The 24,971-nt window shown below is 33.1% G+C and carries 20 protein-coding genes; 12 read left to right on the top strand and 8 right to left on the bottom strand.

What is annotated here, in order from left to right; genetic code table 11:
- Window positions 1-16 precede the first annotated feature (16 nt).
- The gene (locus tag EGI22_RS04230) at window positions 17-1,948 is read right to left on the bottom strand and encodes an SGNH/GDSL hydrolase family protein (protein ID WP_255066615.1); all 1,932 of its coding nucleotides are present in this window, start codon (window positions 1,946-1,948) and stop codon (window positions 17-19) included.
- Window positions 1,949-2,057: 109 nt separating this feature from the next.
- Here EGI22_RS04230 and EGI22_RS04225 point away from each other — a divergent pair, with 109 nt between their 5' ends.
- The 6 genes from EGI22_RS04225 to EGI22_RS04200 all read left to right on the top strand — a co-directional run bounded on the left by EGI22_RS04225 (window position 2,058) and on the right by EGI22_RS04200 (window position 7,596).
- Window positions 2,058-2,411 (top strand): YciI family protein, encoded by a 354-nt coding sequence (locus EGI22_RS04225; RefSeq protein ID WP_255066614.1) that lies wholly within the window; start codon window positions 2,058-2,060, stop codon window positions 2,409-2,411.
- 41 nt (window positions 2,412-2,452) lie between these two features.
- Complete coding sequence (locus EGI22_RS04220; protein ID WP_255066613.1) at window positions 2,453-3,676, top strand: RNA polymerase sigma factor; 1,224 nt, start codon at window positions 2,453-2,455, stop codon at window positions 3,674-3,676.
- A 152-nt stretch (window positions 3,677-3,828) separates the two neighbouring features.
- Window positions 3,829-5,241, top strand: coding sequence for a DUF4173 domain-containing protein (locus EGI22_RS04215; RefSeq protein WP_255066612.1), 1,413 nt, complete (start codon window positions 3,829-3,831; stop codon window positions 5,239-5,241).
- Window positions 5,238-5,609: a DUF2809 domain-containing protein gene (locus EGI22_RS04210; protein WP_255066611.1), complete on the top strand. Its 372-nt coding sequence runs from the start codon at window positions 5,238-5,240 to the stop codon at window positions 5,607-5,609. Before EGI22_RS04215 ends, EGI22_RS04210 begins: the two co-directional genes overlap by 4 nt.
- A 3-nt stretch (window positions 5,610-5,612) precedes the next feature.
- Window positions 5,613-6,374, top strand: a complete 762-nt coding sequence (locus EGI22_RS04205) for an oxygenase MpaB family protein (RefSeq protein ID WP_255066610.1) — start codon at window positions 5,613-5,615, stop codon at window positions 6,372-6,374.
- A 166-nt stretch (window positions 6,375-6,540) separates the two neighbouring features.
- Window positions 6,541-7,596: an OmpA family protein gene (locus EGI22_RS04200; protein ID WP_255066609.1), complete on the top strand. Its 1,056-nt coding sequence runs from the start codon at window positions 6,541-6,543 to the stop codon at window positions 7,594-7,596.
- A 181-nt stretch (window positions 7,597-7,777) separates the two neighbouring features.
- On the opposite strand, the gene EGI22_RS04195 is transcribed toward EGI22_RS04200, so the two are convergent.
- The 5 genes from EGI22_RS04195 to EGI22_RS04175 form a co-directional block, all read right to left on the bottom strand.
- Window positions 7,778-8,647 (bottom strand): transglutaminase family protein, encoded by an 870-nt coding sequence (locus EGI22_RS04195; RefSeq protein WP_255066608.1) that lies wholly within the window; start codon window positions 8,645-8,647, stop codon window positions 7,778-7,780.
- Entirely contained in the window at window positions 8,637-11,180 is a 2,544-nt protein-coding gene (locus EGI22_RS04190; RefSeq protein ID WP_255066607.1) for a circularly permuted type 2 ATP-grasp protein, read from the bottom strand. The genes EGI22_RS04195 and EGI22_RS04190 overlap by 11 nt, the downstream gene beginning before the upstream one ends.
- 144 nt (window positions 11,181-11,324) lie before the next feature.
- Window positions 11,325-14,726 carry a DUF2126 domain-containing protein gene (locus EGI22_RS04185; protein ID WP_255066606.1) on the bottom strand — a complete coding sequence of 1,134 codons (3,402 nt, stop codon included), beginning with the start codon at window positions 14,724-14,726 and terminating at the stop codon, window positions 11,325-11,327.
- Between the two features lie 378 nt (window positions 14,727-15,104).
- Window positions 15,105-15,416: a LytTR family DNA-binding domain-containing protein gene (locus EGI22_RS04180; protein WP_255066605.1), complete on the bottom strand. Its 312-nt coding sequence runs from the start codon at window positions 15,414-15,416 to the stop codon at window positions 15,105-15,107.
- Entirely contained in the window at window positions 15,397-15,636 is a 240-nt protein-coding gene (locus tag EGI22_RS04175) for a hypothetical protein (RefSeq protein ID WP_255066604.1), read from the bottom strand. The genes EGI22_RS04180 and EGI22_RS04175 overlap by 20 nt, the downstream gene beginning before the upstream one ends.
- 362 nt (window positions 15,637-15,998) lie before the next feature.
- Between EGI22_RS04175 and EGI22_RS04170 the strand changes: the two genes are divergently transcribed.
- Entirely contained in the window at window positions 15,999-18,716 is a 2,718-nt protein-coding gene (locus tag EGI22_RS04170; protein ID WP_255066603.1) for a CHAT domain-containing protein, read from the top strand.
- Here EGI22_RS04170 and EGI22_RS04165 read toward each other — a convergent pair.
- Together EGI22_RS04165 and EGI22_RS04160 are read right to left on the bottom strand one after the other, a co-directional pair.
- Window positions 18,699-19,367 carry a tol-pal system YbgF family protein gene (locus tag EGI22_RS04165; protein ID WP_255066602.1) on the bottom strand — a complete coding sequence of 223 codons (669 nt, stop codon included), beginning with the start codon at window positions 19,365-19,367 and terminating at the stop codon, window positions 18,699-18,701. The two genes, EGI22_RS04170 and EGI22_RS04165, sit on opposite strands and share 18 nt — an antisense overlap.
- On the bottom strand, window positions 19,364-19,942 hold the full coding sequence (locus EGI22_RS04160) for an RNA polymerase sigma factor (RefSeq protein ID WP_255066601.1): 579 nt from the start codon (window positions 19,940-19,942) through the stop codon (window positions 19,364-19,366). Before EGI22_RS04160 ends, EGI22_RS04165 begins: the two co-directional genes overlap by 4 nt.
- Before the next feature lie 303 nt (window positions 19,943-20,245).
- Between EGI22_RS04160 and EGI22_RS04155 the strand changes: the two genes are divergently transcribed.
- The 5 genes from EGI22_RS04155 (at window position 20,246) to EGI22_RS04135 (ending at window position 24,915) form a co-directional block, all read left to right on the top strand.
- Window positions 20,246-20,446: a hypothetical protein gene (locus tag EGI22_RS04155; RefSeq protein WP_255066600.1), complete on the top strand. Its 201-nt coding sequence runs from the start codon at window positions 20,246-20,248 to the stop codon at window positions 20,444-20,446.
- A gap of 201 nt (window positions 20,447-20,647) precedes the next feature.
- The gene (locus EGI22_RS04150; RefSeq protein ID WP_255066599.1) at window positions 20,648-21,667 is read left to right on the top strand and encodes a hypothetical protein; all 1,020 of its coding nucleotides are present in this window, start codon (window positions 20,648-20,650) and stop codon (window positions 21,665-21,667) included.
- A complete protein-coding gene (locus EGI22_RS04145; protein ID WP_255066598.1) occupies window positions 21,654-22,292 on the top strand; it encodes a hypothetical protein in 639 nt (212 codons plus the stop codon). The genes EGI22_RS04150 and EGI22_RS04145 overlap by 14 nt, the downstream gene beginning before the upstream one ends.
- Window positions 22,289-23,932, top strand: a complete 1,644-nt coding sequence (locus EGI22_RS04140; RefSeq protein ID WP_255066597.1) for a hypothetical protein — start codon at window positions 22,289-22,291, stop codon at window positions 23,930-23,932. Before EGI22_RS04145 ends, EGI22_RS04140 begins: the two co-directional genes overlap by 4 nt.
- On the top strand, window positions 23,926-24,915 hold the full coding sequence (locus tag EGI22_RS04135; RefSeq protein ID WP_255066596.1) for a matrixin family metalloprotease: 990 nt from the start codon (window positions 23,926-23,928) through the stop codon (window positions 24,913-24,915). Before EGI22_RS04140 ends, EGI22_RS04135 begins: the two co-directional genes overlap by 7 nt.
- Window positions 24,916-24,971: the final 56 nt, after the last annotated feature.

Below are 24,971 nucleotides of genomic sequence, written 5' to 3'. Positions count from 1 at the left end.
TTTATTTATTGACCTTTTATTCATTCACTAAAAAATAAAATATCCTACAAGCAGTTCCTTGGCTTTTAGGGTTTTTGTTGTTTGAAATAGTAACTTCAAGTTTATGTTTTTTGTCTTTAAGCTCATCGTCAAACATAAGATACCAAGGTAAATGTAAAAAACTACTCCACTGTGTATAAAGATCTAGAGGTGAGTATTTTTTGCCATCAATTTTATATTCCAAAATCCCCGCATCTGGCCCGGAAGCTATGCAAATACCGATGGCTTTGCCCTTAAAATCTAGCGAAAAACTAGCTCCAGCACTTGTAGAAATCAAAGCTGGGATATTGACAAATTGTTTTCTTGTGCTTACATTATCATTAGGATTCCACGCCTCTTGAATTTCCCAATTCTTTAATTTCGAAGCGTTTTTGATTGACATTTCTTTTCCTCCAAAGTAACTAAAAGCATCTACAGGTTCTGGTAACTCATGCAGCTTTGGCATCGTTTCTGTATCAACAAATTGAGCATTCAAAAAGTCCTTTATTGACCGAAAATATACTTCTTGACCAAAAGTAGAAGGATGCAAATTCTTAAAGTCATCTTTCCAATTAAACTCACCAGCTTTTATTCTTTCCGTAACTTCTTGTGCCAAATTGATCACTCCAAGATTGTATGCGGCAGCCACTTTGTTATGATTTTGAATTACTTCTGGCACTTTTCCAGCATTATATTCTGCCATTTTTTCTGGATCTACAAAATGCATCATCACTATATCCATCAATGGATTTTCTAGCAAAGCATGTCTCACTATTCCTTCCATTCCTCTTATTTGAGCTTCTGCATTGAATCCATTTGTGAAGTCATTCACAGCGGCTTCTTCAAACAATAAATCAATTTTGCCTTTTGAAAGTACGTCTTTTTCTAGTCTAAAAGCCCCCGGCGTACTTCCAGTAGAAGATATACCTGCATTGATAAACTCAAATTTGGTTTGTGGAAATTTCTCAGATAAAAATTGAGAAACCTTGTCTCGCCAGCCAGGATTTTCGGTTATTGAACCACCTAGAAAAGCCACTTTTGCTGTTCCACCATTTTTGAATTTTAGAAAACTATTTTGCAAACCACCTCCAAAAGAATGGTACTTGGTAGAAGGCAAAACGGAAGCATTCAATAAAGAATTGCTTTCTATGAAGTCAGCGATTCCAAAAGGATTTTCTATATCGAAATGGTGTCCATTGAGTTTTTTTTCGCCTTTGGTCATTGGCCATACTGTCACTTTTCCACCTAATTTTATGTAGTTTTCAACCAATCTAAAGGTATTTTCTTCATTTGGCACAATACTATCTTCCAAACAAATAGCATGTAAAATCGGCACGCCACATGCCGCCAAACCATTGAGGTTATTCAGTGGATTGTCAGTATATTTCAAGGCAGTTGCTTCATTAAAATCATAAGATTTAAACAAAACTTCTTTGTCTGCTTGGCTACCGTGTTTCATAGGCCATGACTTAAAATCACACACTGGTGCTTCGGCATAAATACAAGAAACTTTTAGCGGATTTCGCTTTGCCCAAGCATAAATATACAGGCCTCCTCTACTCACACCTTCAAGTGCGACTTTTGGAGCAAATTGCTTTTCTTTCGTAAGATAATCATAAAAATCATCCCAGATTTGCATAGCCTCCGGACTCCCAAACATATCGTTGGTATTGATATATGCGATATGGAATCCTCTTTCTAAAAGAATAGAATCTATGCTTGTATGCCAATCAGGAAAATGTGCTCGCCAAACCCAAGGTTTGTTGGATTTAGCATTTTTAGGAAGTTTTATCCAAGCTTCACGACCTTCGAATTTAAAATGCTCTTGCTCAAAACCTTTCCAATCTTCAGTTCTGGAAGCATTCGGAATGGTTTTTTGAGCTATCAAAATTTGAAAGCTAAAAAGTAAAAACGCTAAAGTATATTTCATGTATTTTGAGTATAATTGCTCTAAAATAATATAAAAATTGAAAATTAAATTCATATTTTGTCCATATTACCAAACCTAATCTGTCTTCGATATATAAAACAAAATAACAATGGAAGAATACGTATTAATTATGAGGCATGAAAATGGTGCAGCCGTAGCTTCGCCAGAACAAATGCAGATTTGGATGCAACAAACCATGGACTGGTTGGGTGGAATAGCTGCCCAAGGAAAACTGCTGAACACAGGAAACGGACTTTCGTTTGACGATGCCTGTGTGGTGGGTCATGGTGGTGTAGTAACCAACGGCCCATTTGGCGAAATAAAGGAAACCATCGGCGGGTATGTAATGGTAAAAGCCGATTCAGTGGACGAAGCTGTAGAATTTGCCAAAGGTTGCCCTGTACTCCAAGGACCTGGGAACACAATGGAGGTACGGAAAGTTGCGAAACACGAGCCTAAATAAAAACAAAAAAGCCTCCAAAATGCAAACGGGGGCTTATTTCTATGAATACCGAAAGTCTTTTACCTCATCTATTTCGAACAGAATACAGCAGAATAACTGCGGTACTTTCCAAACACTTTGGAATTGAAAGCCTTGAAATGGTAGAAGATATCACGAGCGACACATTTTTAGCTGCTTTGGAAACTTGGCCTCATAAGGGAATTCCTGAAAACCCAAAAGCTTGGCTGTATGCTGTGGCAAAAAATAAGGTTAAGAATGTTCTTGAAAAGAATAAAACAAGAGAAAAATATGCGATTAATATTTTAAATTTCCCTGAGTTAAGTACTGAAATTGACCTTTCAGAGGAAAACATAGAGGACAGCCAAATCCGGATGATTTTTGCAATTTGCAACCCAGTTTTGCCAGTTGAAGCTCAAATAGGCTTAGCTTTAAGAATTCTTTGCGGTTTTGGCATTGAGGAGATTGCAACTGCATTTTTATCCAATAAAGAAACCATAAGCAAGAGGCTTTATAGGGCAAAAGAAAAGCTTAAAAAGGAAAAAATAAAGATAGAACTACCGCCAGAAAGTCAAATCATTGGAAGATTGGACAACGTTTTGATAACATTATATTTGCTTTTCAATGAGGGATACTACTCTGAAAGTCAAGAAAATACACTAAACGAAGACTTGTGCCATGAGGCAATGACCCTAACACTTTGCTTATTAAAAAACCCATCTACAAATCTTCCCGAAGTCAATGCTTTGTTTGCTTTAATGTGTTTTCACGCATCGAGATTTAAGGCACGAATTTCTCAAAATGGTGAGTTTATTTTATATGAAGACCAAGACATTAGCCTTTGGAACCAGGATTTAATCAACAAAGGAATGTATCATTTACATAAATCATCAGTTGGCCAAAAAGCAAGCAAATATCACTTAGAAGCGAGTTTGGCCTACTGGATGACGGTTAAAAGCGATGAAAAATGGAACACTGTTTTACAATTGTATAATCAATTGTTGATTTTAGAATATTCTCCAATAGCGGCATTAAACAGGACTTTTGCCTTTTCAAAAGTTTATGGAAATGAAAAAGCTATAGAAGAAGCTCAAAAAATAAAATTAGAAAACAGCCCCTATTATTTCAGTCTTTTGGCTGAATTGTATCTTCCTTTGCAGCCAAAGATAGCCTTGGAAAGCCTCGAAATATCATTAAAGCTTTGCAAATCTAATACTGAGAAGGCTTTAATTTCACAGAAAATAAACAAGCTAAAAGGCCAATTATAAATTCACAAAAAAATATTTGACAAAACATTTGTTTGTTCAAAATAAAATAATTCACTTTGCAACACAAAGTACTTTTTATATATGCATTCTGGTGCATTTTTTTATGTAAATTTACTTTGTATCTCAAAGTACTTTTTAAACAAAAATACAAAATGAAAAATCTTAAACTTATCTCACTTTATGCAACTCTACTGATCTACTATTTCTTTTTTTGGGAAGAAAAATTAGGTCTTAATTTGTTTATTTTCAATGCAATCATAATTGGATTAGTTTATCAAAACTTACCCAAAAAACCTAAATCCTACTTTGTATTGGCTATGCCTTTTATTTCATCATTATCTGTTTTACTAATCAATACGTCTTTCAATAAAACAGTAAACCTCCTAACTTTAGCCATCTTTATTGGTTACATACATTTACCAAATATAAACTCATCTTTCGCCGGAATAGCAGTTTTTATTCAGAATTTATTCAAAAGCTTGGTCAATTTCCTAAAACCTTTTAAAATAATAATAGACCAAATTGGCTCTAAAAACCAATTGCTCTACACCATAATTAAATATTTAAAAATCAGCGTATTACCTCTAATTATATTCTTTATATTTTCATTAATATTCAATTTTGCTAATCCAATATTTGAAGAAAAAACAAGCTATTTATTCGATAAAATCCTAAATATCATTAAAAACTTTCCTAACTTTTCATTGTCGCGATTTATATTTCTAATATTTGGGTATTGGGTACTTTTGAGCATATTTTACGACAAAGCAATTTCTAAAACATTAAATATTTTCACTCAAAAAAATGAGCAAATTGAAAATACATTTGAAGAAATAAAAAATGAAAAATTTACTTCTGCAGTATTTACTTTTAGTTTAATAAACCTACTGCTTTTCTACATAAATTCCATCGATATCCAATACTTATGGATGAACTATGCAAATTCTTCTGCTCCCGCAATGTCAAAATTGGTTCACTCTGGCACATACTTATTGATTTTTAGCATTTTACTATCTGTCACCATATTAATTTTTTATTTCAAGGGCGAATTAAACTTTCACAAAAAAAGTAAAAGCTTGAAAGTCTTATCTTTACTTTGGATTTTCCAAAACTGTATTTTGCTTCTTTCTGTATTCATTCGAAACGCTAAATATGTGGAAATGTACGGCTTAACGTATAAACGTATAGGGGTTGTCATATTTCTACTTTTAACTTTTTCAGGATTAATCAGTTTAACTTTCAAAATACTTAAAACTTATAATTTCGGGTTTATTTTAAGAACAAACTCATGGTCTTACGTACTGATTTTCATAATCTTAGGCTTTGTAAATTTTGACTATGAGATAGCTAAATATAATTTAAAACATGAAAACAAAGATATTGAATATATCGAAAATTTATCCATTCGAGCATTACCTGCATTAATGGAAAATCATCCTGAATACTCTCCTAACTATTTTAATAAATTTGATAGCTTCGAAAAGCAGAATGAAAAATACACATGGCTTTCATGGAATCTTCAAGACTATAAATTAACCCAAAAACTAAAATCCCAAATTAAATGAAAACTAAGTACCTACTCCTCGCACTGATACTTCTTATAACCGAAATCTTAATAGCAATATATGCCCATGACAAGTTCATAAGGCCATTTTTTGGGGATTTCTTGGCAGTGATATTTGTGTACTGTTGTTTAATGATTTTTCTTTCTCGATGGCCATTGAAAGTTGCATTGTCGAGCTTGTTGATAGCTTATTTGATAGAAACTTTGCAGTATTTTAAGTTCATCGAAATCACGGGATTGATCAAATATAAAGTGCTGGCCATATTGATTGGAAATTCGTTTTCGTGGCTAGATATTTTAGCATACACAATAGGCTTTATCACTATATTGATTGTTGAAAATCGAAAATATTGGGTATTGCTCAAGTAGGATATGGAACACTTTGTTGATAAAAAATCAATCGTAAGAGAAATCTGGGGCGAGACTGACTATGTCCTATTTATTTTTGGTGCATCTGCCGGTGAGTTTGCTTTGAGTAAATCTGTGGACTGGCTTTTTTATACAGGAAAACTTCCTAATGACCCTATTGGGAGATTATTTTCGACGGTTGCTTATGCTCAAAAAATAATCTTTGAAGAAAAAGCCAAAGCCGAAAAAACTTTAACGGACATGAAAAACATTCATGTGAATGTTGAAAATAATAGAGGTTACAAAATCCCAAATTGGGCTTATCAAGACGTACTTTTTATGCTTATTGACTACACTATTTCTGCATACGAGCTACTGAATCGCACACTTTTATACCATGAAAAAGAGGATATTTATGAAGTGTTTAAAAGAGTTGGAGAGAAAATGGGCATAGAAAACTTGCCCGAAGATTTTGAAGAATGGGAAATATTAAGAAATCAACATTTAGAAGAAAATTATGCAAAATCAGCATTAAGTATTCAGCTCTTTGATGCTTATAAGAATCATTTAGGAAAGCTTAAATTTAGGATTTTATGCGAGGTCCAAAAACTCCTTTTGCCATGGCAACTAAATGTTATGATTTTTCAAAATCAAGATTCTAAAATCTCAGGTATTTTAAAGATTTATAAAAAAGTTAGGAAAAATTGGCCTTTCAACAAGATAAAATACTTATTGATTCCCAAACAATATAGAAATCAGTTACTTAGCTTACAAAAAGAATCATAGAAATCTAATCAAAATCATATCAAACCCTATTCAAAATTCTTTTAAAACATTAAAAATAATCTCAACTTACTCCTCCAAAATATTGCCTCAAAATCATTCTACTGAGTGCGATTTTGGCTAAATGTTTTAGATTAATTGTTTTTTTTAACAATTAAAATTGAAGAAAATGAAAAATTTAGCAGTATTATTGGTAGCAATTTTTTTTGGCTATTCCTCTTATAGCCAAAGTAATACAAATTCGAAATTTGACTTTATTTCTGGTGAAAAAGTAATATTCTTTGACGATTTCACAAATGAAAACCTCGGAGATTTTCCAGCAAATTGGAATACCAACGGAAGTGGAGAGATTGTTAATTCTGACAGATTTGAAAACCGATGGCTGAAACTTACGAAACAAGGTTTTTTTATTCCTGAAGTAAGTGAAGATTTTACGGAAAATTACACTATAGAATTCGATTTAATTTCAGAAAAGCCTTACGAAGGAGATATTTTTTCTTTAGATATGTATCTTTTATCGGGAGATTTGATGAACCCTAAAGGAGGAACTCAACCTGGCGAAGCGGGATTCAGAATCCATCCTTCTAACAGTTCGATAACTTGGAATAATTGGTCTGAAGCGAGGGAATGGCAAGGAGATGAAGGTTTTGTGGATTATACATTTAAAAGTGGGGAAATAAATCGCTTTGCGTTTTGGTTTCAAAAACAAAGGGTGCGTTTATACATCAATAACAACAAAGTTCTTGATCTACAGAGAGGTTTAAACAAAGGCTATAAATACAATATTTTTAGAATAGATTCAAACTCCGACGACCTTACGCCTTTGGTGGGTAATTACAGAATGGCGGCAGGTTTACCAGATGTGAGAAGCAAGCTCCTCACCGAAGGAAAACTGATAAGTTATGGAATATATTTCGATGTGAACTCTGACAAAATAAAGGAGGAATCTATTCCAGCGATAAAGGAAATTGCCAGCGTTTTGTCAGAAAATCCAGAGATAAAAATCAAAATCATTGGGCACACAGATGCTGATGGAAATGAGGCTTCTAATTTAAAATTATCAGAAAACAGAAGCAATGCTGTAAAAGCAGTTTTAAACAGAACATTTGCGATTGATAATGGCAGAATAGAAACCGAAGGGAAAGGCGAAAGCCAACCATTAGCTCCCAATAATACAGTAATAAACAAAGCTAAAAACAGAAGAGTTGAGTTTGTAAAATTGTGATTTAATGAATTAAATTTATTCAAACCAACATTTTAAATAATTCATTTCAAAATCCAGTTTTACTGATTCTCTTTTTGCAAAATTCTACTTTGAAAAAATATATTCCAATTCAAAAAGGCTTCAATCGAAAGCTTTTAAAAATTGAAAAAATAAATCAGAATATTTTGAACATTCATTTATACTATTCAACCGGAATAACATCCACCTCTACATGAACTTTGTGACCACCTGAGCCAAAAACTATCCCTCTCATTGGTGCCACGTCAGCATAGTCACGCCCATAAGCCGTTATGATATGTCTTTCGTTAGGAATAATATTATTGGTAGGATCAAACTCACACCAGCCCATGTCAGGCACAAATACCGAAATCCAGGCATGAGATGCATCTGAGCCTTGGAGTTTGACTTTGCCCAGCGGTGGAAGAGTTTCGAGGTACCCACTGACATACCTAGCGGCAAAACCCAAACTTCGAAGGCAGGCAATAGCCAAATGTGAAAAATCCTGACAAACACCTTTTCGCTCTTTCAAGACGGTTTTTAGTGGTGTATTTACATTTGTGGAACCAGATTTAAATTGAAATTCAGTAAAAATTTTAGCACAAAGCAATTGAACTCCTTCAAAAAAGTTCACATTTGGAGCAAGACAAGTTTCGGCGAATCTTTTTATTTCATCGTCCCAATTGATATAATCTGTCGGTAATTGGTACTGGAACATTTCAATTTTTAGCGGCCTGTTTGTTTTTAATATTTGGCGAACTTCCTCACAAGTATACGGACTAATTTGAGGTAAAAGTTTGGGCAAAACCTCTACCTCACTGTTAGCCACCACTTTCAATATTTTATGAGACTCATGTATCGAAAAATAGGCAATAGCATTGCCAAAGTAATCTTTCCTTGTGTAGACTTTATTGGGAAGTGGTTCGATTTCAAGATCGAAACTATTGCATATTTGCGATGGAAGATCCCTTGGTTTCAAACACAAAACACTTTGATAATTATTTACGGCCTCCTCATAGGTATAGACAGTTTGATGTCTAAGCTTATATCTCATCAGAATCTATTTTTTCAATGGAATCAAAAAACGAATGTTGTAATACAGAATGGTTGAAATATAGATTGGATAGGCTGCCCGTTACATTAGAAATTAAATCGAAAACTTGCTCTAAGGTCTTATCTAATTTTGAGCGATATTGCGAATCTTCGTCTACTTTTACCAATTCCTCAGCATCTATGAGATTTACTAAAGTACTTGCTTCCAATACTAATTTTTCGTCGTCAGTATGGCGATTCGAATCATTGTTTTTTGGGAGTTTTGACAAACATTCGCCGAGGTTATTAAGCAAATACGTAAGGGTATATGGCAAATTCTTTTCTAAGAAAACCATCCCTAAAACTGCCACTAAGCTGTATTGTGATTTATAAATATGACGATACTGAGCCAAAAGGTGGTGATTTTCTAAAACGGCCTCCATCAATACTGACTCTACCTCTTCATCGTTTTTAAAACTAAAAGCAGACCTCAAAACAGATACCAAAGCGAGGATTCTTTCAATATTTTTGCCTGCTTCTAACAGGTAGAACCCATTATCCCGAGGGAAAGTCTCAAATACATTACCATAAAATCCAAAAAATCTCGTATAAAGTTTATCAAGTCTAAAATTAAGTTGATGAATACTGTGAGCATCCTTGAGTGAAAGTAAACTTTCTTCAATTAGATTCAGAATTCGTCTGGTATCAGCATTCCATTTTTCGCTTATTTGATTTGCTGTGTTTAAAAACGATTGAATATCATAGGCCACAGACCCAACTTTCTTAGGATCATTTATCAGTTTAAACAATTCATTCTCTGGATTTTCGAAAATTGACTCATCGTCTTCGTCTGCAAATCCGGGGTAGGTTTGTGTCAAGTGCGTAATTGACTTTAATAATACTACCAAATAAGTCTGTTGCTTGAGGCCTTTGTCATTAACGTTTTCGTTGAGTCTATTGAGTACAATTTTCAAGAAATAGTTCAAAGACAAAGTGCGTTCGAAAAGCCTTCCAACCCAAAATAAATTTTCGGCATTTCTACTAGTCAAGGAGTTACTTTGTTGGTTTTGCTGACTTTTTCTGACAACAACCCTTTCAAAATATTCATTAGGCCTATCTGAAACAATCCAAGTATCTTTGGATATACCCCCCAATTGATTGGAAATCACAAACTTATCTTTCACCGAAGAACTTCTTGTAAGGCCTCCTTGCATTACTTTGTAATCGTTGCCGTCTGATACCATAAAAGCCCTCAAAGATGCCAATCGAGGCTCTAGCTTTCCATCAATAAAAGAAGGTGTGGTGGAAAGACTAACTTCTTCTTGAGCCACGAAGTCTTTCGGATTTTCTGAAATTATCTTCCTCAATTCGTCAAGTTCAGACGTACTCAACAACCTGCAGTATTTAGTCTTAAAACCTTGTTTCCTATTTGCCTTTTTTATTATCAGTTTTGGTAAATTATCCAAAACAAATTTCAATTCTTTCTCTTGACCACACCACCAAGTAGCCACCGAATTCAAAATCAAGGGTTCGTCAAGCAAAAACTTACAGGCAGCCCCCATAAAAGCCAATAAACCGTAATTTTCAACAACACTTGCTCCTGGAGGATTGATAACTGCCACATTGCCAAGTCTCATTACTTGTAAAAGACCCGGAACTCCTAAAAGTGAATTTTTCTTAAGTTCTAGGGGATCAGACCACTCGTCGTCAATTCTTTTGATTATTACATCAACTCTTTCTAGTTTTTCAATTGATTTTAACCAAACAAAGCCATCACGAACCAGCAAGTCGCTACCTTGAACAAGTGTATAACCCAAATAGGAAGAGAGATAAACGTGCTCAAAATAAGTTTCATTTCCAGGCCCAGGAGTTAGAATAACCACGTTGGGGTTTTCATTGGAAATATTCCCAAGCGTAGCTACGGTCTGCTGTAAATGATTAAAATATGGAGAGAGCCTTTTTCGGTAGATATTCTTGTTTAGTTCAGGAAAAACTTTTGCCATAACGGTCCGGTTTTCGAGAGCATAACCTGAGCCTGATGGAGACTGCACCCGATTATCCAAAAGCCACATTTTGCCGTCTGGTCCACGAGCCAAATCACATGCAAAGATAATGATCTGGTTCTGCATCTTTTGTTTGATATCGAAACATGGCAGCAGAAAACCCGAATTGTCAAAAACTAATTCAGCAGGGATAATGGCATTTTTTATGAGTTCCTGTGGCCCATAAATATCTTTAAGTATCAAATCGAGCAAATGTGCTCGCTGTTTTATACCTTTTTCTATGTTTTTCCATTCATTTTCATGAATCAAAAACGGTATCAAGTCAAGTTTCCAAGCTCTATTGTTGCCATTTTCACTATTGTAGACATTATAAGTTACGCCGTTTTCCTTGAGTTTACTTATAATTTCTTGGTTACGTTGCTCCAAACCGTCGAATCCTACAGCTTCCAGCGTATCAAAAAGGTTCTTCCAATAGGGTTTCACCTGTCCGTTTTGATCAATCACTTCGTCGTAAGAACTGATGGCGTTTTTATATGAATTAAGTAAACTCAAAGATAGATCTTTTGTTATTTAGTTTAATAGAAGTGACTTTCACAAATTAATGGTTTAAAACTCGTAAAACCAACAAATTGCATTAATATACCTTTAAATTAAACAAATTCTTTACCAAACTTTATCTTCATTTGCCCATAAAAACTACAATTTTGCCTTCCAATAATGCCTTAAATCCAGCGTACTAGGATATTCAGGATTTATTAATTCAATAGGCGTATCAGGCAACAAATCTGATTTGTTTTCTGCCACAAAACGAGAAACTGTAGCTACGTTTACAACCGGAGCTGTTTGTTCAACCGTACTCGACGGAGTATGTCCAAAGTCCCAGAATCTACTGATTTTACGCGATTCCGCCTCAAAACTATTGACTGGATAAGTATCAAAACTCCTGCCTCCTGGGTGGGTTACAAAATAAGTACAACCTCCAATCACTCTATTGTTCCAAGTATCCACAATATCAAACACCAAAGGTACATCTTCGCCAATATTTGGGTGCAAAGCCGATGGTGGGCTCCAAGCTTTATAACGTACTCCTGCCACATATTCGCCTTTTATGCCTGTACTCCTCAGCGGAATTCGGCAACCTTTGCAAAGTAAAATATGTCTTTCGGGCACTATTCCAGAAATTTTAACTTGTAATCTTTCTAATGACGAGTCCACAAATCTAGCAGTTCCAGAATTAGACAATTCTTCTCCCAAAACATGCCATGGTTCTATTCCAAGCCTGATTTCGAGCTGAATATTATTTACTGTTACGGTACCATGATGCGGAAACCTGAACTCAAAAAATGGATTAAACCACGATATATCAAAATCATAACCTGCGTCTTTGAGATCGTTTACCACATCTATCATATCTAAATTCACAAAGTGCGGCAGCAAAAATCTATCATGAAGCTCAGTGCCCCAACGGATGAGTTTTTTCTTATAAGGCTTTTTCCAAAACTTAGCCACCAAGGCTCTTACCAATAAGGTTTGAACCAAATTCATGTGTTTGTGAGGTGGCATATCAAATGCTCTTAGCTCAAGAATTCCAAGTCGTCCAGTAGATGAATCTGGCGAATACAATTTGTCGATACAAAACTCCGATCGGTGTGTGTTGCCTGTGATGTCAGTCAAAAGATTTCTAAAAATCCTATCTACCATATAAAAAGGCACTTCTTTGCCGTCAGCAATCTGCTCAAAGGCTATCTCCATTTCGTATAACCTGTCATCTCTGCCCTCGTCTATTCTTGGGGCTTGGCTAGTTGGCCCAATAAACGGTCCTGCAAAAAGATAACTTAAAGCAGGGTGATGTTGCCAATAGGTTATTAAACTTCGTAACAAATCAGGCCTGCGGAGTAATGGACTATTTTCAGGTTTATCGCCACCTAAGGTTACATGATTTCCTCCTCCTGTTCCAGTATGTCTACCATCCACCATAAACTTTTCGGTACCCAATCGAGAATAGAAAGCCTCTTCATATAATGCAGAGGTATTGTCCACAATTTCTTGCCATGATTTAGCTGGCTGTACATTTACTTCTATTACACCTGGATCTGGCGTAACCATTAGTTTTTCTACTCTATAGTCAGACTTGGGTTGGTATCCTTCAATCCTCACAGGCATTTGAAGCTTCTCGGCAGTATTCTCTACCGAGGCTATCATATCAAGATAGGTTTCGAAATAATCTGTCGGTGGCAAGAAAACATAAATTATGCCTTCCCTTTCTTCTACACATAAGGCGGTAGAGAAAGTTTCCACCTCAAACAGCAAATTGTCCTTCTCTGACTCTTCTTCTTCCTCTAACTTTCTTTCGGTGGCTTTATAAGAAGGAGAGACCGTTCCATATCTTTCTTCAAGAGAAATGTGGTACTCGCCCAAAGGAGGCAATTCCTCAAAAGTACTTCTTTCTATAGGTTGTTCTCTCTTATTTTTTGCAGTTTTTGGTAATGATTCCAAGGGCAAACGAAGCCCGATGGGTGAATTCCCGGGAATCAGATAACAATGCTTCCTGCGGAATTCCCAAACACAACTTGTCCATTTACTAGATTCATCCATCCATTTTAATGGCAAAACAAATCCAGAAGGGTTGTTTAGCCCTTTTTCTAGCAAATTTGACAAGGTTTGTCTTTGTACAGAGTCCTTAAGATTAACTGCCATAGGGTCGAGATTGACAGGCAATTTTCCTTCTTCCAAAGCCCAATAGATTGGATCTTCATAAGTCGGAGAAAGATTCTTTGGGTCTATTCCTAAATGCTTTGTAAGCTCAATGGCAAACTTTTCGGCATCATGAAAAGTATACTTCGTTTCACCTTCTTTTGCTACTAAATCATCATTTTTCCAAATCGGCAAACCATCTTTTCTCCAGTATAAAGCATACTGCCAACGTGGAAACAGCTCCCCTGGGTACCACTTACCCTGACCAAAATGCAACAATCCGCCATGGGCAAATCTGTTCTTAAGCCTTAGAGCCAAATCATATGCAAGTTTTCTTTTGAGTGGGCCGTCTGCGGTGGTATTCCACTCAGCAGATTCGAAATCATCAATGGATACAAACGTAGGTTCGCCACCCATGGTTAGCCTAACGTCACCTGCTATCAAATCCTTTTCTACCGCTTCTCCTACTTCCATCACTTTGGCCCATTGAGCTTCTGTATACGGTTTGGTTACGCGAGGATCTTCATGAATTCTATAAACATGATTATCAAACGCAAAAGTAACATTACAAACATCAGTAGCACCCGAAATAGGTGCAGCACTAGCATAATCAGGCGTACAACACAACGGAATATGGCCTTCACTGGCAAATAATCCTGAGGTAGGATCTAAACCTATCCAACCTGCTCCAGGCACATAAGCCTCCACCCAAGCGTGCAAATCTGTAAAGTCCTCTTCAGGTCCCGATGGGCCATCAAGCGATTTAACGTCTGACGTAAGCTGTACCAAATAGCCCGAAACAAACCTTGTGGCCAACCCAAAGCTTCTCAAAACTTGCACCAAAAGCCAAGCGAAGTCACGGCATGACCCACTTTCTAAAGTAAGCGTTTCCTCGCAACTTTGAACACCCGTTTCAAGACGAATATTATAACTTAAAGCATTGAAAACTTGTTGATTAGCATATACCAAAAAATCAACTGTTTTGATGTCTTTTTTGACTTCCAATTGTTCTATAAACTGTTTGGTTTTTTCTCCAATATCTTTGATTTCAAGATATGGCGTAAGCTCTTTTTGAAGACCCGTTTCGTATTTAAAAGGAAACTTCTCGGCATATTCCTCTACAAAAAAATCAAAAGGATTAATGACTTGAAGCTTTGCAATCAGCTCCACTTCTATTCGCAATTCTGTTGTTTTTTCTGGAAAAACAACTCTTGCTTGAAAATTACCCAAAGGGTCTTGTTGCCAATTGATAAAATGATTTTCAGGAAAAACCTTAAAAGAATAACCTTCGATTTGAGTACGAGAATGTGCCGCCGGCCTCAACCTAAATATATGGGGAGATAGACTTACCGACCTATCAAACTTATAGGATGTTTTATGCGAAATGGCTACTTTAATAGACATAGAATATTTTTAGCTTATTAATCAATTAATGTAAGTTAATCGCAAAAAAGGCATATTCTATCAGGACCCCTAGGAAATTAAATCAAAAACCAAGAATAATTTAATTTTTGAATAAATTAATACAAGAAAGCACATAAGCGTTAAAACAAAATATTCTATAAGTAAATCTATTTCACGCATTAAATTTAAACTGAAAAGTAGGGTTTTATTAGCCATAAATTTCAGAATCTACTCTTTATCATGACAATTCAAAGAAATCTATTTAAAAAAAAGCAAACCATTTTGTGATTGCAATTTCATTTTTTATATAAGTAGTATGATAGTTGAAAAATTAATAAAAACTAGCTGAATTTTCATTAAATTTTCACCTCATTTAATTTACTTGCTCAAAGTCTTAACCTGATTCAAAAAACCGCTTTTCATTCTCCTTGAAATTGGCAAATATTCATTTTGAAATATCAACCCTTCAGAAGTAGTCTGGAAAATATTCAAATGTGCGAGATTAACTACCTTACCTTTATTTATCCTACAGAAACTATCAGAATCTAGCTTTTCTACCACTTTTTTGAGCGTAATGGCTAAAAAAATAGGCTTTTGATTGATGAAATGAATTTTTGAATAGTTGATGTGGCCTTCTACCCAGACCACATCTTTAGGGTCAACTTTAGTTTTAGTGTTTAGATTTATCATGATTAATTTGAGTAAAAATTAGTGAAAATGTAATTTTTAAAAGTAATGGAATGAGTATAAGGGAAAGTGCACCGCCGATAATGAAAAATTCGCCAAAAGGATCCGAAATACCCTCAAGTATCAAAAAAACAGAAAATGAAATACCCAAAACCAATAATATGTAATAAGTCAATTTTATCAATCCTTTGTCTATTGAGCTTATATCAAATATGTTTTTCATTGAGACTGTTCTGTGTATTCCATCTAAAAACCAATAGTTACATAATTTTTGATATTTTTTTACCCGCTAAAATTTGATTCATTGAAGATTAATTGAGCAGAAAGAATAAGACATAAATATTGTTACAATATTGAATTTTTACAAAAAGTCAAAACTGTTTCGCAATAATTTAATTTATTTTTTGAACAAACCGTAAACTAAATGAAGCGAATTTCTTTTTCAAAAAAATTGATAAAATACTAAAAATTACTAGATTGCAGTAATAAACCAAGTTCCTCTTTTTGAAATCTTTTACTCTAATACTATTTTTTTTTACAATTGCTAGTCGATTATTTTCTCAAAACCTTTCCGACAAAATTAGATTGGAGGCGGAGAACTTGTTTGGGATTGACAACTATGAAGCAATGGTTTTATATAAAAAAGCCTACGGCATTTCGGAAAAAGAAAACGATTTTTTAAGAATGGCTAACTTATGTGTAGATATAAGTTCTGTTTATCATCAAATTTCGGATTATAAAGCAGCCTTATCTTATTGTAAAAGAGGATTTAGTATTTTAAAAAACGCTAGAACAAAGCCTGACTCGATAGTTTTCAAATTGTACTCTAGTACAGGTACTATGTACAAAAATCTATTTCAACTTGATTCTACTTTAGCCAATTATGAAAACGCAAATCAGCTCATTTTGAAGCACCCGAAACTTGAGGCAGAAATACCTGAATATGTATTGCATCATTACAATAGTTATGGAAAATGGCTAATCAGTTATGGAGAAAATAAACGAGGCTTACTTTTTTTGGACAAAGCCAAATTTGTAGCTAAAAAATACAAATATTTTGAAGACGCTGATATTATTAATACTAACATCGGCACATTATATAACAGGTTGGGAGAATATGAAAAAGCAAAAATATATTTTCATGAAGCTTATATCAATCAAAAAGACTTAAGTATCTTGAAATGTTATGCTTTAATTGGAGAAGGTTTAATAGATATAAATTTAAATGAAATTCAATCAGGCATAGATTTAATTTTAAAAGCTAAAAAAGATTATAAAGTTTTATTGTACACAAAAAAAAGTACAAAGTCATATTCATTTGAATCGAATTCAAATTATAATCTCGCTATTGGATATCAAAAACTGGGAAAGAAAAAAGAGAGTTTAATGATTTTAAAAAAAATAATTTCGGAGTATAAAAAACGAGATATACAAAGAGATGAACTATTAACCAAAACCTATATAAAAACAGCAGAATTATATGTTGACGAACCTCAAAAAGCATTAGAATACATCCAAAAAAGTCAGATTTCTAATACAGAAAAAAACCTTCCAAATGATTTTTTCACAAAAATGAATCCGAAGTATGTAATAAATGAAAAACTATTTTTTGAGTCTTCTTTCTTTAAAGCTAAAATGGCTTTTGAAATATTTGGGAAGACAAGACAACAAAAATACCTCCAACTTTCTGTTCTGGCTACCCAAAACGCAACAATCTGTTTAAAAAAATTACGAGAAAACTATTTTGACGAAGAAGCAAAATTATTTCTAAATTCTCAGCTTAAATCCTTTTATGAGTTTTCCATTGGACTGTATATATTAGAAGATACCAAAACCAATCAATACATTACCCATATTGAAACTTTCAATTTTATTGAAAGCTATAAATCTTCGGTTTTATCAGATTTATTATCCACCACAAAGGCAAAGTTTAGCACTATACCCTCTTCTTTATTACTAAAAGAACAATACCTTGATGCTCAAATTTCAAAAATAAGATCCAAAGATGGCTTGAGCAAAGAAAAATCTGAAAGATTGCTACATTTAGAAGCTGAGAAATACTTCCTTGAGGAGAAACTTAAAAGTCAGTATCCTAAATATTTAAAAATGAAAAGTGAATATGCAAGTTTAGGAATTGAAGAAATACAAAAAAAATTAAATGATGACGAGGCGTATTTAAGTTATTTTCTTTCTCAAGATAAAATTTTAATTTTCATTGTTTCAAACAATAGCTTCGAGCTAAAAACCATACCCTATCAGAAAAACGAATTTGAAAAAAAAATAAGCTTTTTTAAAAATATCCTTTTTAAAAACCCTGGGCTTGATACCTATAATGGGACATTCATATCCACGTATTTATATTCTTTACTTTATCAGCCTATCAGAAGTAAATTACTTAATAAAAATAGGTTAATTATTAACAGAGATCGACTTCTTAATTTTTTGCCTTTTGAAATACTCGAGACTGGGGAGTATCTAAATGACTTTTTGTTTAAAAAACATAGCATTAGCTATGTTTATGACAATAATATAACTTTGAAATCAGAATCATACCAAGCAAAATCAATGGTTTTAGGCATTGCTCCTTTTACAGGAGATGATTTGCCAGTAATAGAAAATGATTTGATTTTGGTGCAATCAAAAAAGCAAATTGAGAATGTAGCAGATAATTTACTAATTGGAAAAAACGCTACCAAACAAAACTTTTTAAACTACCTCTCCAAATCACAAATAATCTATTTTGCCACGCATTCCATTTTAAATGACATTACGCCTAATGAATCTTTTATTCAATTTTTCCCTGACGAGAATAACCTTCTTAAAGTCGAGGAAATTTATAAATTAGATTTCTCACAAACTAAGCTCGTTGTATTAACCTCCTGCGAGGCAGGTATAGGTAAAACACATTTTTCAGAAGGCATGTTGTCTATTTCGAGAGCTTTTCATATTGGAGGCTGTCCTTCTGTCTTGACAACGCTTTGGTCATCAAATGACGCCTCAGTAACAATTTTAAGTACCTTCTTCAATAAATATTTGAGAGCTGGATACGATAAAGATGTTGCCTTACAAAAAGCCAGAATTGAATTTTTAATTTCAAAAGAGGGCAAAAAATATAATCATCCATATTTTTGGGCTAACTTAATACTCGTAGGAGACAAAACTGCTCTTTATTCTGAAAATCACAATAAGCTACGCTATCTTATTATTTTTATTCTTCTATTAGAAACCATTGTAATTGGATTTTATTTCAAAGGAAAGTTTTCAAAAAACAGTACTTTTTCTCCACTAAAACAATTTCTTTAATTGAATTTTAACCCAAAGTTTCCATTTACTAATTTTAGAAACTGGATATTCACAATCATCACAATCACTCAACTGCGTATAAATCTTTTCGGCTTTTTGCACTTGCTCACTTTTTAGATAAGCTACAGCCAAATGCCACTGAGCTGCCTCTCTAAAATATGGTCGGGTATTCGTTACTAATAGTGACTTTTCAAAATCTTGTGAAGCTAATAGATACTGACCCTCAGCAAGATGAGCTTGGCCGTCAAAAAAAGTACTAAAAGCATATTTTTGTTCTATCGTATAAGCACTTGTATCAATACCTCTCGTGATATTAAAATCATTTTCTGTGTCTGGAAAAACAACTTCAGTTCCAGACAAGAAAACTATAAAAATAATGGCTGCTATAGAAGCTACCGAAACAAAATATTTCAACCTTCTTTTCAAGACAAATTGGCTCCTATCCTTATTTTGAAGTTCTACTAATTTATTCTTTAATATTTCTTCTAATTTCATATCCTTTATGAAAATATGGGTTTTGCTGTAATTTTCAACGGAAGTTTTAAAATCTGGATCTATTTTGATTTTTTCCAGAACCTTGGATCTTTCTTCTAAACTTAGTCTATCTAATAAGAAGTTTTCAATCCATTCAAATTCCTCTTGCTCGCTCATTTTTGTTTATTGATTAAAGTTGATAAGTTTTTCATACATCTGAATTTACGGACTTTTGTGGCGTTTTCATTTGCAAAGTCAAACGCAAGTGTGATTTCATTGATGGACATTTTTTCGTTATAAAAAGCATTTAATATTTGTCTACATATTTCACCTAAGCTATTGAATATTTCAGAATAATTCAGCAGCTCTTCTTTTTCAACTACTAGGTCTATTGGCGAACTTTCTTGTTCAGAAAAATACATTTCTGAAAAACCAGCTTCCCACTTCATTTTTTTACCTTCTCTGTTTAAATGTTTTTTCCATTGATTATAGGCTACAGTAAACAAATAGGTACTTATTTTAGTATTTTCTAAAAGTTTAAACTTCAAGCTCCACACTGATTCTACAAAATCCAATACAACATTTTGAAAAAGATCTTCAGCATCTGCTAGTGTGCCGTTATTTTTTTTAACCAATATATATATCTTTTTTTTCTCAGAAAAATATAGGTATTCGATGATATCATTGCATATTTTAGTATCTCTACTGAGTAAGCCAGCTACAATATCAAAATCGTTAAACTTGAGATTCATAGATTGAATTTAATTGCTTTTTTATTCTACCTCAATTTCAAAAGTTACAATTTACTCAATAAAACACATATCTAGAAAAACTATTATTTTCCGAATACTAACATTTTCAATAGACTAGAAAATATAACGAAGTCACTTTTTTGTTAATTCCTTTTATCCATCTTCTCCTCTTCTTATATTTTTTAAAAAAAACACAAAAAATTGTAACCAAATCAAATTTGGCCCATAAGGTATATTGAGTTTCTCATTTACCGGTAATAGAAAAACTCATTTCATTTTTTTTCAACTTAAAAAAATACAGAAATGAGACAATTTTTCAAAAACAATTCAGCTAAGCAAACACGTTTTCTTAGCATCGGCTTAGCCCTAACTTTTTTCTTAAGCGTATTGATGAGTTCGTGCGGTAAAGACCGTGTATCACCTGGAAATTTAAGTAAAGAAAAAAATACCAAAACTTTTGCTGACGACCCAAAGCCACCAAAAGAACCAGGTAGTGGCAATTAGTATATATACAGCTTACCTAAATTCAGGTAAGCTGTATTTTTTTAAAACTATAACAAAAACAGATTTATGCTAAATACCAAAATCCTTTGTTTATCAAAAAATAGATATATCTTAAAAGAAGATTTGCTGCTTTTATAAGAAATATATACTTTAGAACAATAAATTTATTTTATTGCTTCCATAAGCCATTAAAAATAAGGTATGTTTGAGAGTAAAAGTCTTTCTTCTTTCCTGGATGATTCAAGTGATAATGAAAAAAAATATCTGTTAAAAAAGTTTCCGCAGTTTAAAAGCAATCCTTCTTTTTTCAAATATTTCTATTCAGAACTAAAAAAACTCCAAAATTCTTATTCTGTTTCGATACTGCAAACCGTAAGTTTCGAAAATCTATATTTTCTTATTCGTCATTTATTTGTCATTAAAAACAAAAGTGATTTTGATACTTTAGAGGCGAAAAATTCAGAAAATATTCTTTTTAATATTTTTGAAAAAAAAATATGGCCCTTAATTGTTGAAAAAGATATTATTGAAAATGAAATACTAGAAAAAATAAAATCTTTTGTTTGGAAAAGTTTCTTAAGTTTTGTTTCAAAAAATGATTCGGCAAGCCATATTCTATTAGAATACGGAGGATTGAGTATTAATTTTCGTAAAATTCAATTGTATTACGAAAGTCAAATGATAGTCTATGCAATACGCGTTAAAGATCAAACTAAAATTACATTAACGTTAAATAAATATCTCCAAATATTTAACCAAAGGCTTAAAAGTTGTTATTCTCTTAATAGAATCAATACACTACTGCCCGAAGATAAAGAAGACATTATCCAAGACAAAACAGAAAAACTAATAAAAAAAATCAGAGAGGATGATTTTGAATTGACATGTACAATTGGCACGCTTATTAATAAATTCCTCATGGTGGGTGTGTCAGAATTCTTCAAAAAAACTAATTATAACCATGTGGAACTTGAGGATTGGAAATTGAATTATTTTGAAACCAAACTTAGTGATGAAAGCTTAGATTATGAGTTATATACAAAATATCTGGCTGATACATGTCTAAAACTTAACACCAAAGAGCAAACGATATTGAAGGGAAGTTTAGAAAAAGACCTACCAAATGAAGTGATGAGGCGATTTCTAAAACTCTCAAATGTGAATATGAAAACTATTAAAAGTCGAACGTTTCAAAAAATAAGACTTTATGAAAAAATATAAAAAAGAACTTATTGATAAGTTCATAAATGGAAGTATTAATCCACAGGAATTAAGCCAACTCAGAGAGTTAATGGCAGAAGATACTGCGTTTTTTGAGAGGTTTGAATTAAAAAAAGCGATGTCGGAAATTGAGGAAATTCAATTAAAAGTAAAATCAGATAATGAAGTAGATGATTTTTTTTTGAGACAAGAGTCAGCTAAAAAACGTATATGGTATTTTTCTTCCGCAGCAGTAATTATTGGCCTAATTTCAGTATTTGTTTTGCTGAAGTACCGACAAACCGATACCGCTAATTCATTGACACTGAATGCTAACTTTTATCAAACTAATTTTGAACCAATTGGAGGCAATGGTTTTGCAGATATTGATAGCCTAAACCAACGTTTTTACTTAGGTCAAATCAAATTTAATTTCATAAAAGACCAAACTTTAAAAGATACCACCTACCAAATTATCAATCAAGATTCTGCAAATGTCTTTATCCCGACTCTTCCAGTTGGTCTTGATTCAAATTCTTTTTTTGTTAATTATGATTTCAATCTTAGAAAAACATATCTAATAATTAAAAAAGACACTTTTGAATTAAAAGAATCAAAAACCATTGAAAAACTTATAAAAAAGTGAGGTATATAGTTCTAGTTCTACTTTCTTTTGGAGCAAGCTGTGCTTTCGGACAAACATTTCTTTCTGAGAAATTAAAGCCTTGTGAATGCTTGCATTTAAGCTTTGAAAATCTGTCAGACTCAACAGTTGCCTATTTATATGACAATGCAAAAGCACAAAAACAAGTTAATGAATTTCTGAATATTTTAAAAGAAAATCTTAGTCTTTCGGAAAAAGGAATTATACCAATAATAACAACATTGCAAGTTGAATGTATAGAAAATAGATTTGCAATGGCTACAGTTTGTCAAAACGAAAAACTAAAAGTGCTAGAGAAGTTTATCTATTTTAATAGACAAATGTTTGAAAAAACGGATGAGTCAAATAAGCTCGTCAATAAGTTCATTTTAGCTCATGAAATAGGCCATCATATTTTTAATCATTTACATTCTGATTATGTCAACAACCCCATAGCCGAAGAGGCATTAAATAGAGCTTTACCTTGCAAAAGCAAAAACTGCGACCCTCAAAGACTGAATCATTTAAAAGAATTGGAAGCCGACTATGTGGCTGTTTGGTTATTAAAACAGCTAAAAATAGAAAAAAATGATCTCAAAGAAATATTTGAAGTAATAAAAATCCAAGGCAAATTATCTGAAACAGCCACTTCATTAACCCACCCTAGTATTATTGTAAGAAAAGAAAATGCCGATAGATCTTTTTTGTATTTTGGAAGAAACGAAGGCTCATTTTTGAATGGAAAAGGATTTGTTGATGCTGAATTTGACAAAATTCTGACAGATATCAATAAAAAATACAGAGAAGAACTTTCTCTAAATGAAAAAAGAATGTTAGCTAGATTGGACTATACTAAAGCTTCCTTCAGATTAAGAGCCAAAGCAGACAGCTTAACAAAAGTGGGAGAATTTGGTAAAGCGATAGAAAGTATGAAAAGTGCTTTTACAAATTTGCAAAAATCCGTTTATTTCGAAGATAAGGATAGCTTGGAGATGTTAGCTCAACTGGTTAAAATAGAGGATTTTGTTTCAAAGAAAAGAGATTTTACCCTCTCGCCTTTTATAGGAAGTGGAGTGTTGCTTAACACTTTCACAAATCAAACAGAGAAAATTCCTACAATAAATAACAGAGCAGAAAGTGCAGGATTAAGCATAAGCTTAATAAATTGGACAAAAAAACATTGGCTTGAAACCCAAATAGGTTTTAAAAGAAGCCATTTTGAAACAATTGGAATTCAAAATGACACCAAACTTAAAATTGAAAAATTTGATTTAAACCAAGTCATACTAAACCTAAATTATTGTTTCAGCACGATTGGTAAAAGCTCAAATGTTTTTAATTGGGGAAAAGGCCTAATAGTTTCTGCGGGCCCTCAACTCAACTATCATTTGGCGTCTAAATACTATAATTATTATTCAGAATCATCAAAAAAAGAGATCTTGTTCCATCCAAACATTGGCTCACATTTCGAAATTGGTTACGAAAGTGCCAGCAGAAAAAGAAGCCTACCTTTTAAGAATTACAGAATTTCTCTTACCCATGATTTGCAAAGAATGATGTTTAAAGAAATTAACACATTAAGAGGTTCTCCTAAATTATTATCTCAATCCTTGGCTATAAAAATATCGTACAGACAATGGTAAAATTTAGATATATAATCTTCTTACTTTCATTTTTCGCTTGCGAAAATATTGAACCAATTCCTAATCAATATTTAATAACTGACCTAAAAAAGGAATATGAAGGTATCACGGCAAAAAATTGTGTGATTAGGTATGCCATAAAAAACTATTCGAAAAGCAAAAACGAATCAGTACAAGTATTGGCGGTTTCCAAAGCATTTGAAATATGGCAAAAAACTAATACTAATGTAGTTTTCGCTAACTCTTCGGATATAACGAGAGCAGACTTAATCATCGATTTTGAAGAGACCGAAAACTTGACAAATTCTGAAAACAGCTTACCCTTTGGCATAGTTTTAACCAAGACAAAAACTATTTCTGACTTAAAACAATTAGAAAATGGACTATACAAAATCCAACTTAATGATGATATACAGTGGACCGAAGAACTTATAACCAGAGCCGTGGCATTCCAAATCGGCAACTATCTGGGTTTTAAAACCTCAGATAATCCAAATTCTATAATGTTTCCAGAAGCCAACATAAATATTAATAAACTTTCAAAAGAAGACTCCATATTTTTCAAACAAAAATACTCCTTGCCATGCAAAGATCTTGACTTTAAATCTCTACCGATGAGTATAAAGTTAACAAATTCAATAACAGAGGAGATAAAACTTGACAAAGCAGGTACTGTCACTATTAAATCATCTGGATCAATAAACGCAGGCACTTTTATAGGAAATACTACACCTGACGGCAAATTTGAGTTCACATATCTTGGTCTTGCTTTTGATATTGATGCCTCATACGACATTGTACCTGACTTTCCGCATTGTGCAGTAATGTATAAACTCAACGATGATAAAGACTGGAAACTTTGTAAAAGCAATTGTGAGTTTACAACTAAAGGAAACGAAACCATCACACTTACGCTCCAAATAAACGACATTGATCCATCTGACAATTCTGGATTTTATACTGTCGAAATTGATTACAAATAAATTTAAAACAGACCTGTAACTTTTCATTTTCAGATGGAATATAAGCATACAAGAGC

This window comes from Lacihabitans sp. LS3-19 (genome assembly GCF_024343575.1).
Taxonomy (GTDB): Bacteria; Bacteroidota; Bacteroidia; order Cytophagales; family Spirosomataceae; genus Leadbetterella.
Note: the sequence above shows the minus strand (reverse complement) of the source record. Positions and strands in the feature narration are given on the sequence as shown.

Excerpts from the sequence above, each read along its gene's own strand:
- EGI22_RS04225 (WP_255066614.1), top strand. The coding sequence starts at position 2,058 with ATGGAAGAATACGTATTAATTATGAGGCATGAAAATGGTGCAGCCGTA.
- EGI22_RS04200 (WP_255066609.1), top strand. The coding sequence starts at position 6,541 with ATGAAAAATTTAGCAGTATTATTGGTAGCAATTTTTTTTGGCTATTCC.
- EGI22_RS04195 (WP_255066608.1), bottom strand. The coding sequence starts at position 8,647 with ATGAGATATAAGCTTAGACATCAAACTGTCTATACCTATGAGGAGGCC.
- EGI22_RS04165 (WP_255066602.1), bottom strand. The coding sequence starts at position 19,367 with ATGAGCGAGCAAGAGGAATTTGAATGGATTGAAAACTTCTTATTAGAT.
- EGI22_RS04145 (WP_255066598.1), top strand. The coding sequence starts at position 21,654 with ATGAAAAAATATAAAAAAGAACTTATTGATAAGTTCATAAATGGAAGT.
- EGI22_RS04205 (WP_255066610.1), top strand. The coding sequence starts at position 5,613 with ATGGAACACTTTGTTGATAAAAAATCAATCGTAAGAGAAATCTGGGGC.
- EGI22_RS04160 (WP_255066601.1), bottom strand. The coding sequence starts at position 19,942 with ATGAATCTCAAGTTTAACGATTTTGATATTGTAGCTGGCTTACTCAGT.
- EGI22_RS04180 (WP_255066605.1), bottom strand. The coding sequence starts at position 15,416 with ATGATAAATCTAAACACTAAAACTAAAGTTGACCCTAAAGATGTGGTC.
- EGI22_RS04185 (WP_255066606.1), bottom strand. The coding sequence starts at position 14,726 with ATGTCTATTAAAGTAGCCATTTCGCATAAAACATCCTATAAGTTTGAT.
- EGI22_RS04215 (WP_255066612.1), top strand. The coding sequence starts at position 3,829 with ATGAAAAATCTTAAACTTATCTCACTTTATGCAACTCTACTGATCTAC.
- EGI22_RS04175 (WP_255066604.1), bottom strand. The coding sequence starts at position 15,636 with ATGAAAAACATATTTGATATAAGCTCAATAGACAAAGGATTGATAAAA.
- EGI22_RS04150 (WP_255066599.1), top strand. The coding sequence starts at position 20,648 with ATGTTTGAGAGTAAAAGTCTTTCTTCTTTCCTGGATGATTCAAGTGAT.
- EGI22_RS04135 (WP_255066596.1), top strand. The coding sequence starts at position 23,926 with ATGGTAAAATTTAGATATATAATCTTCTTACTTTCATTTTTCGCTTGC.
- EGI22_RS04155 (WP_255066600.1), top strand. The coding sequence starts at position 20,246 with ATGAGACAATTTTTCAAAAACAATTCAGCTAAGCAAACACGTTTTCTT.
- EGI22_RS04230 (WP_255066615.1), bottom strand. The coding sequence starts at position 1,948 with ATGAAATATACTTTAGCGTTTTTACTTTTTAGCTTTCAAATTTTGATA.
- EGI22_RS04210 (WP_255066611.1), top strand. The coding sequence starts at position 5,238 with ATGAAAACTAAGTACCTACTCCTCGCACTGATACTTCTTATAACCGAA.
- EGI22_RS04220 (WP_255066613.1), top strand. The coding sequence starts at position 2,453 with ATGAATACCGAAAGTCTTTTACCTCATCTATTTCGAACAGAATACAGC.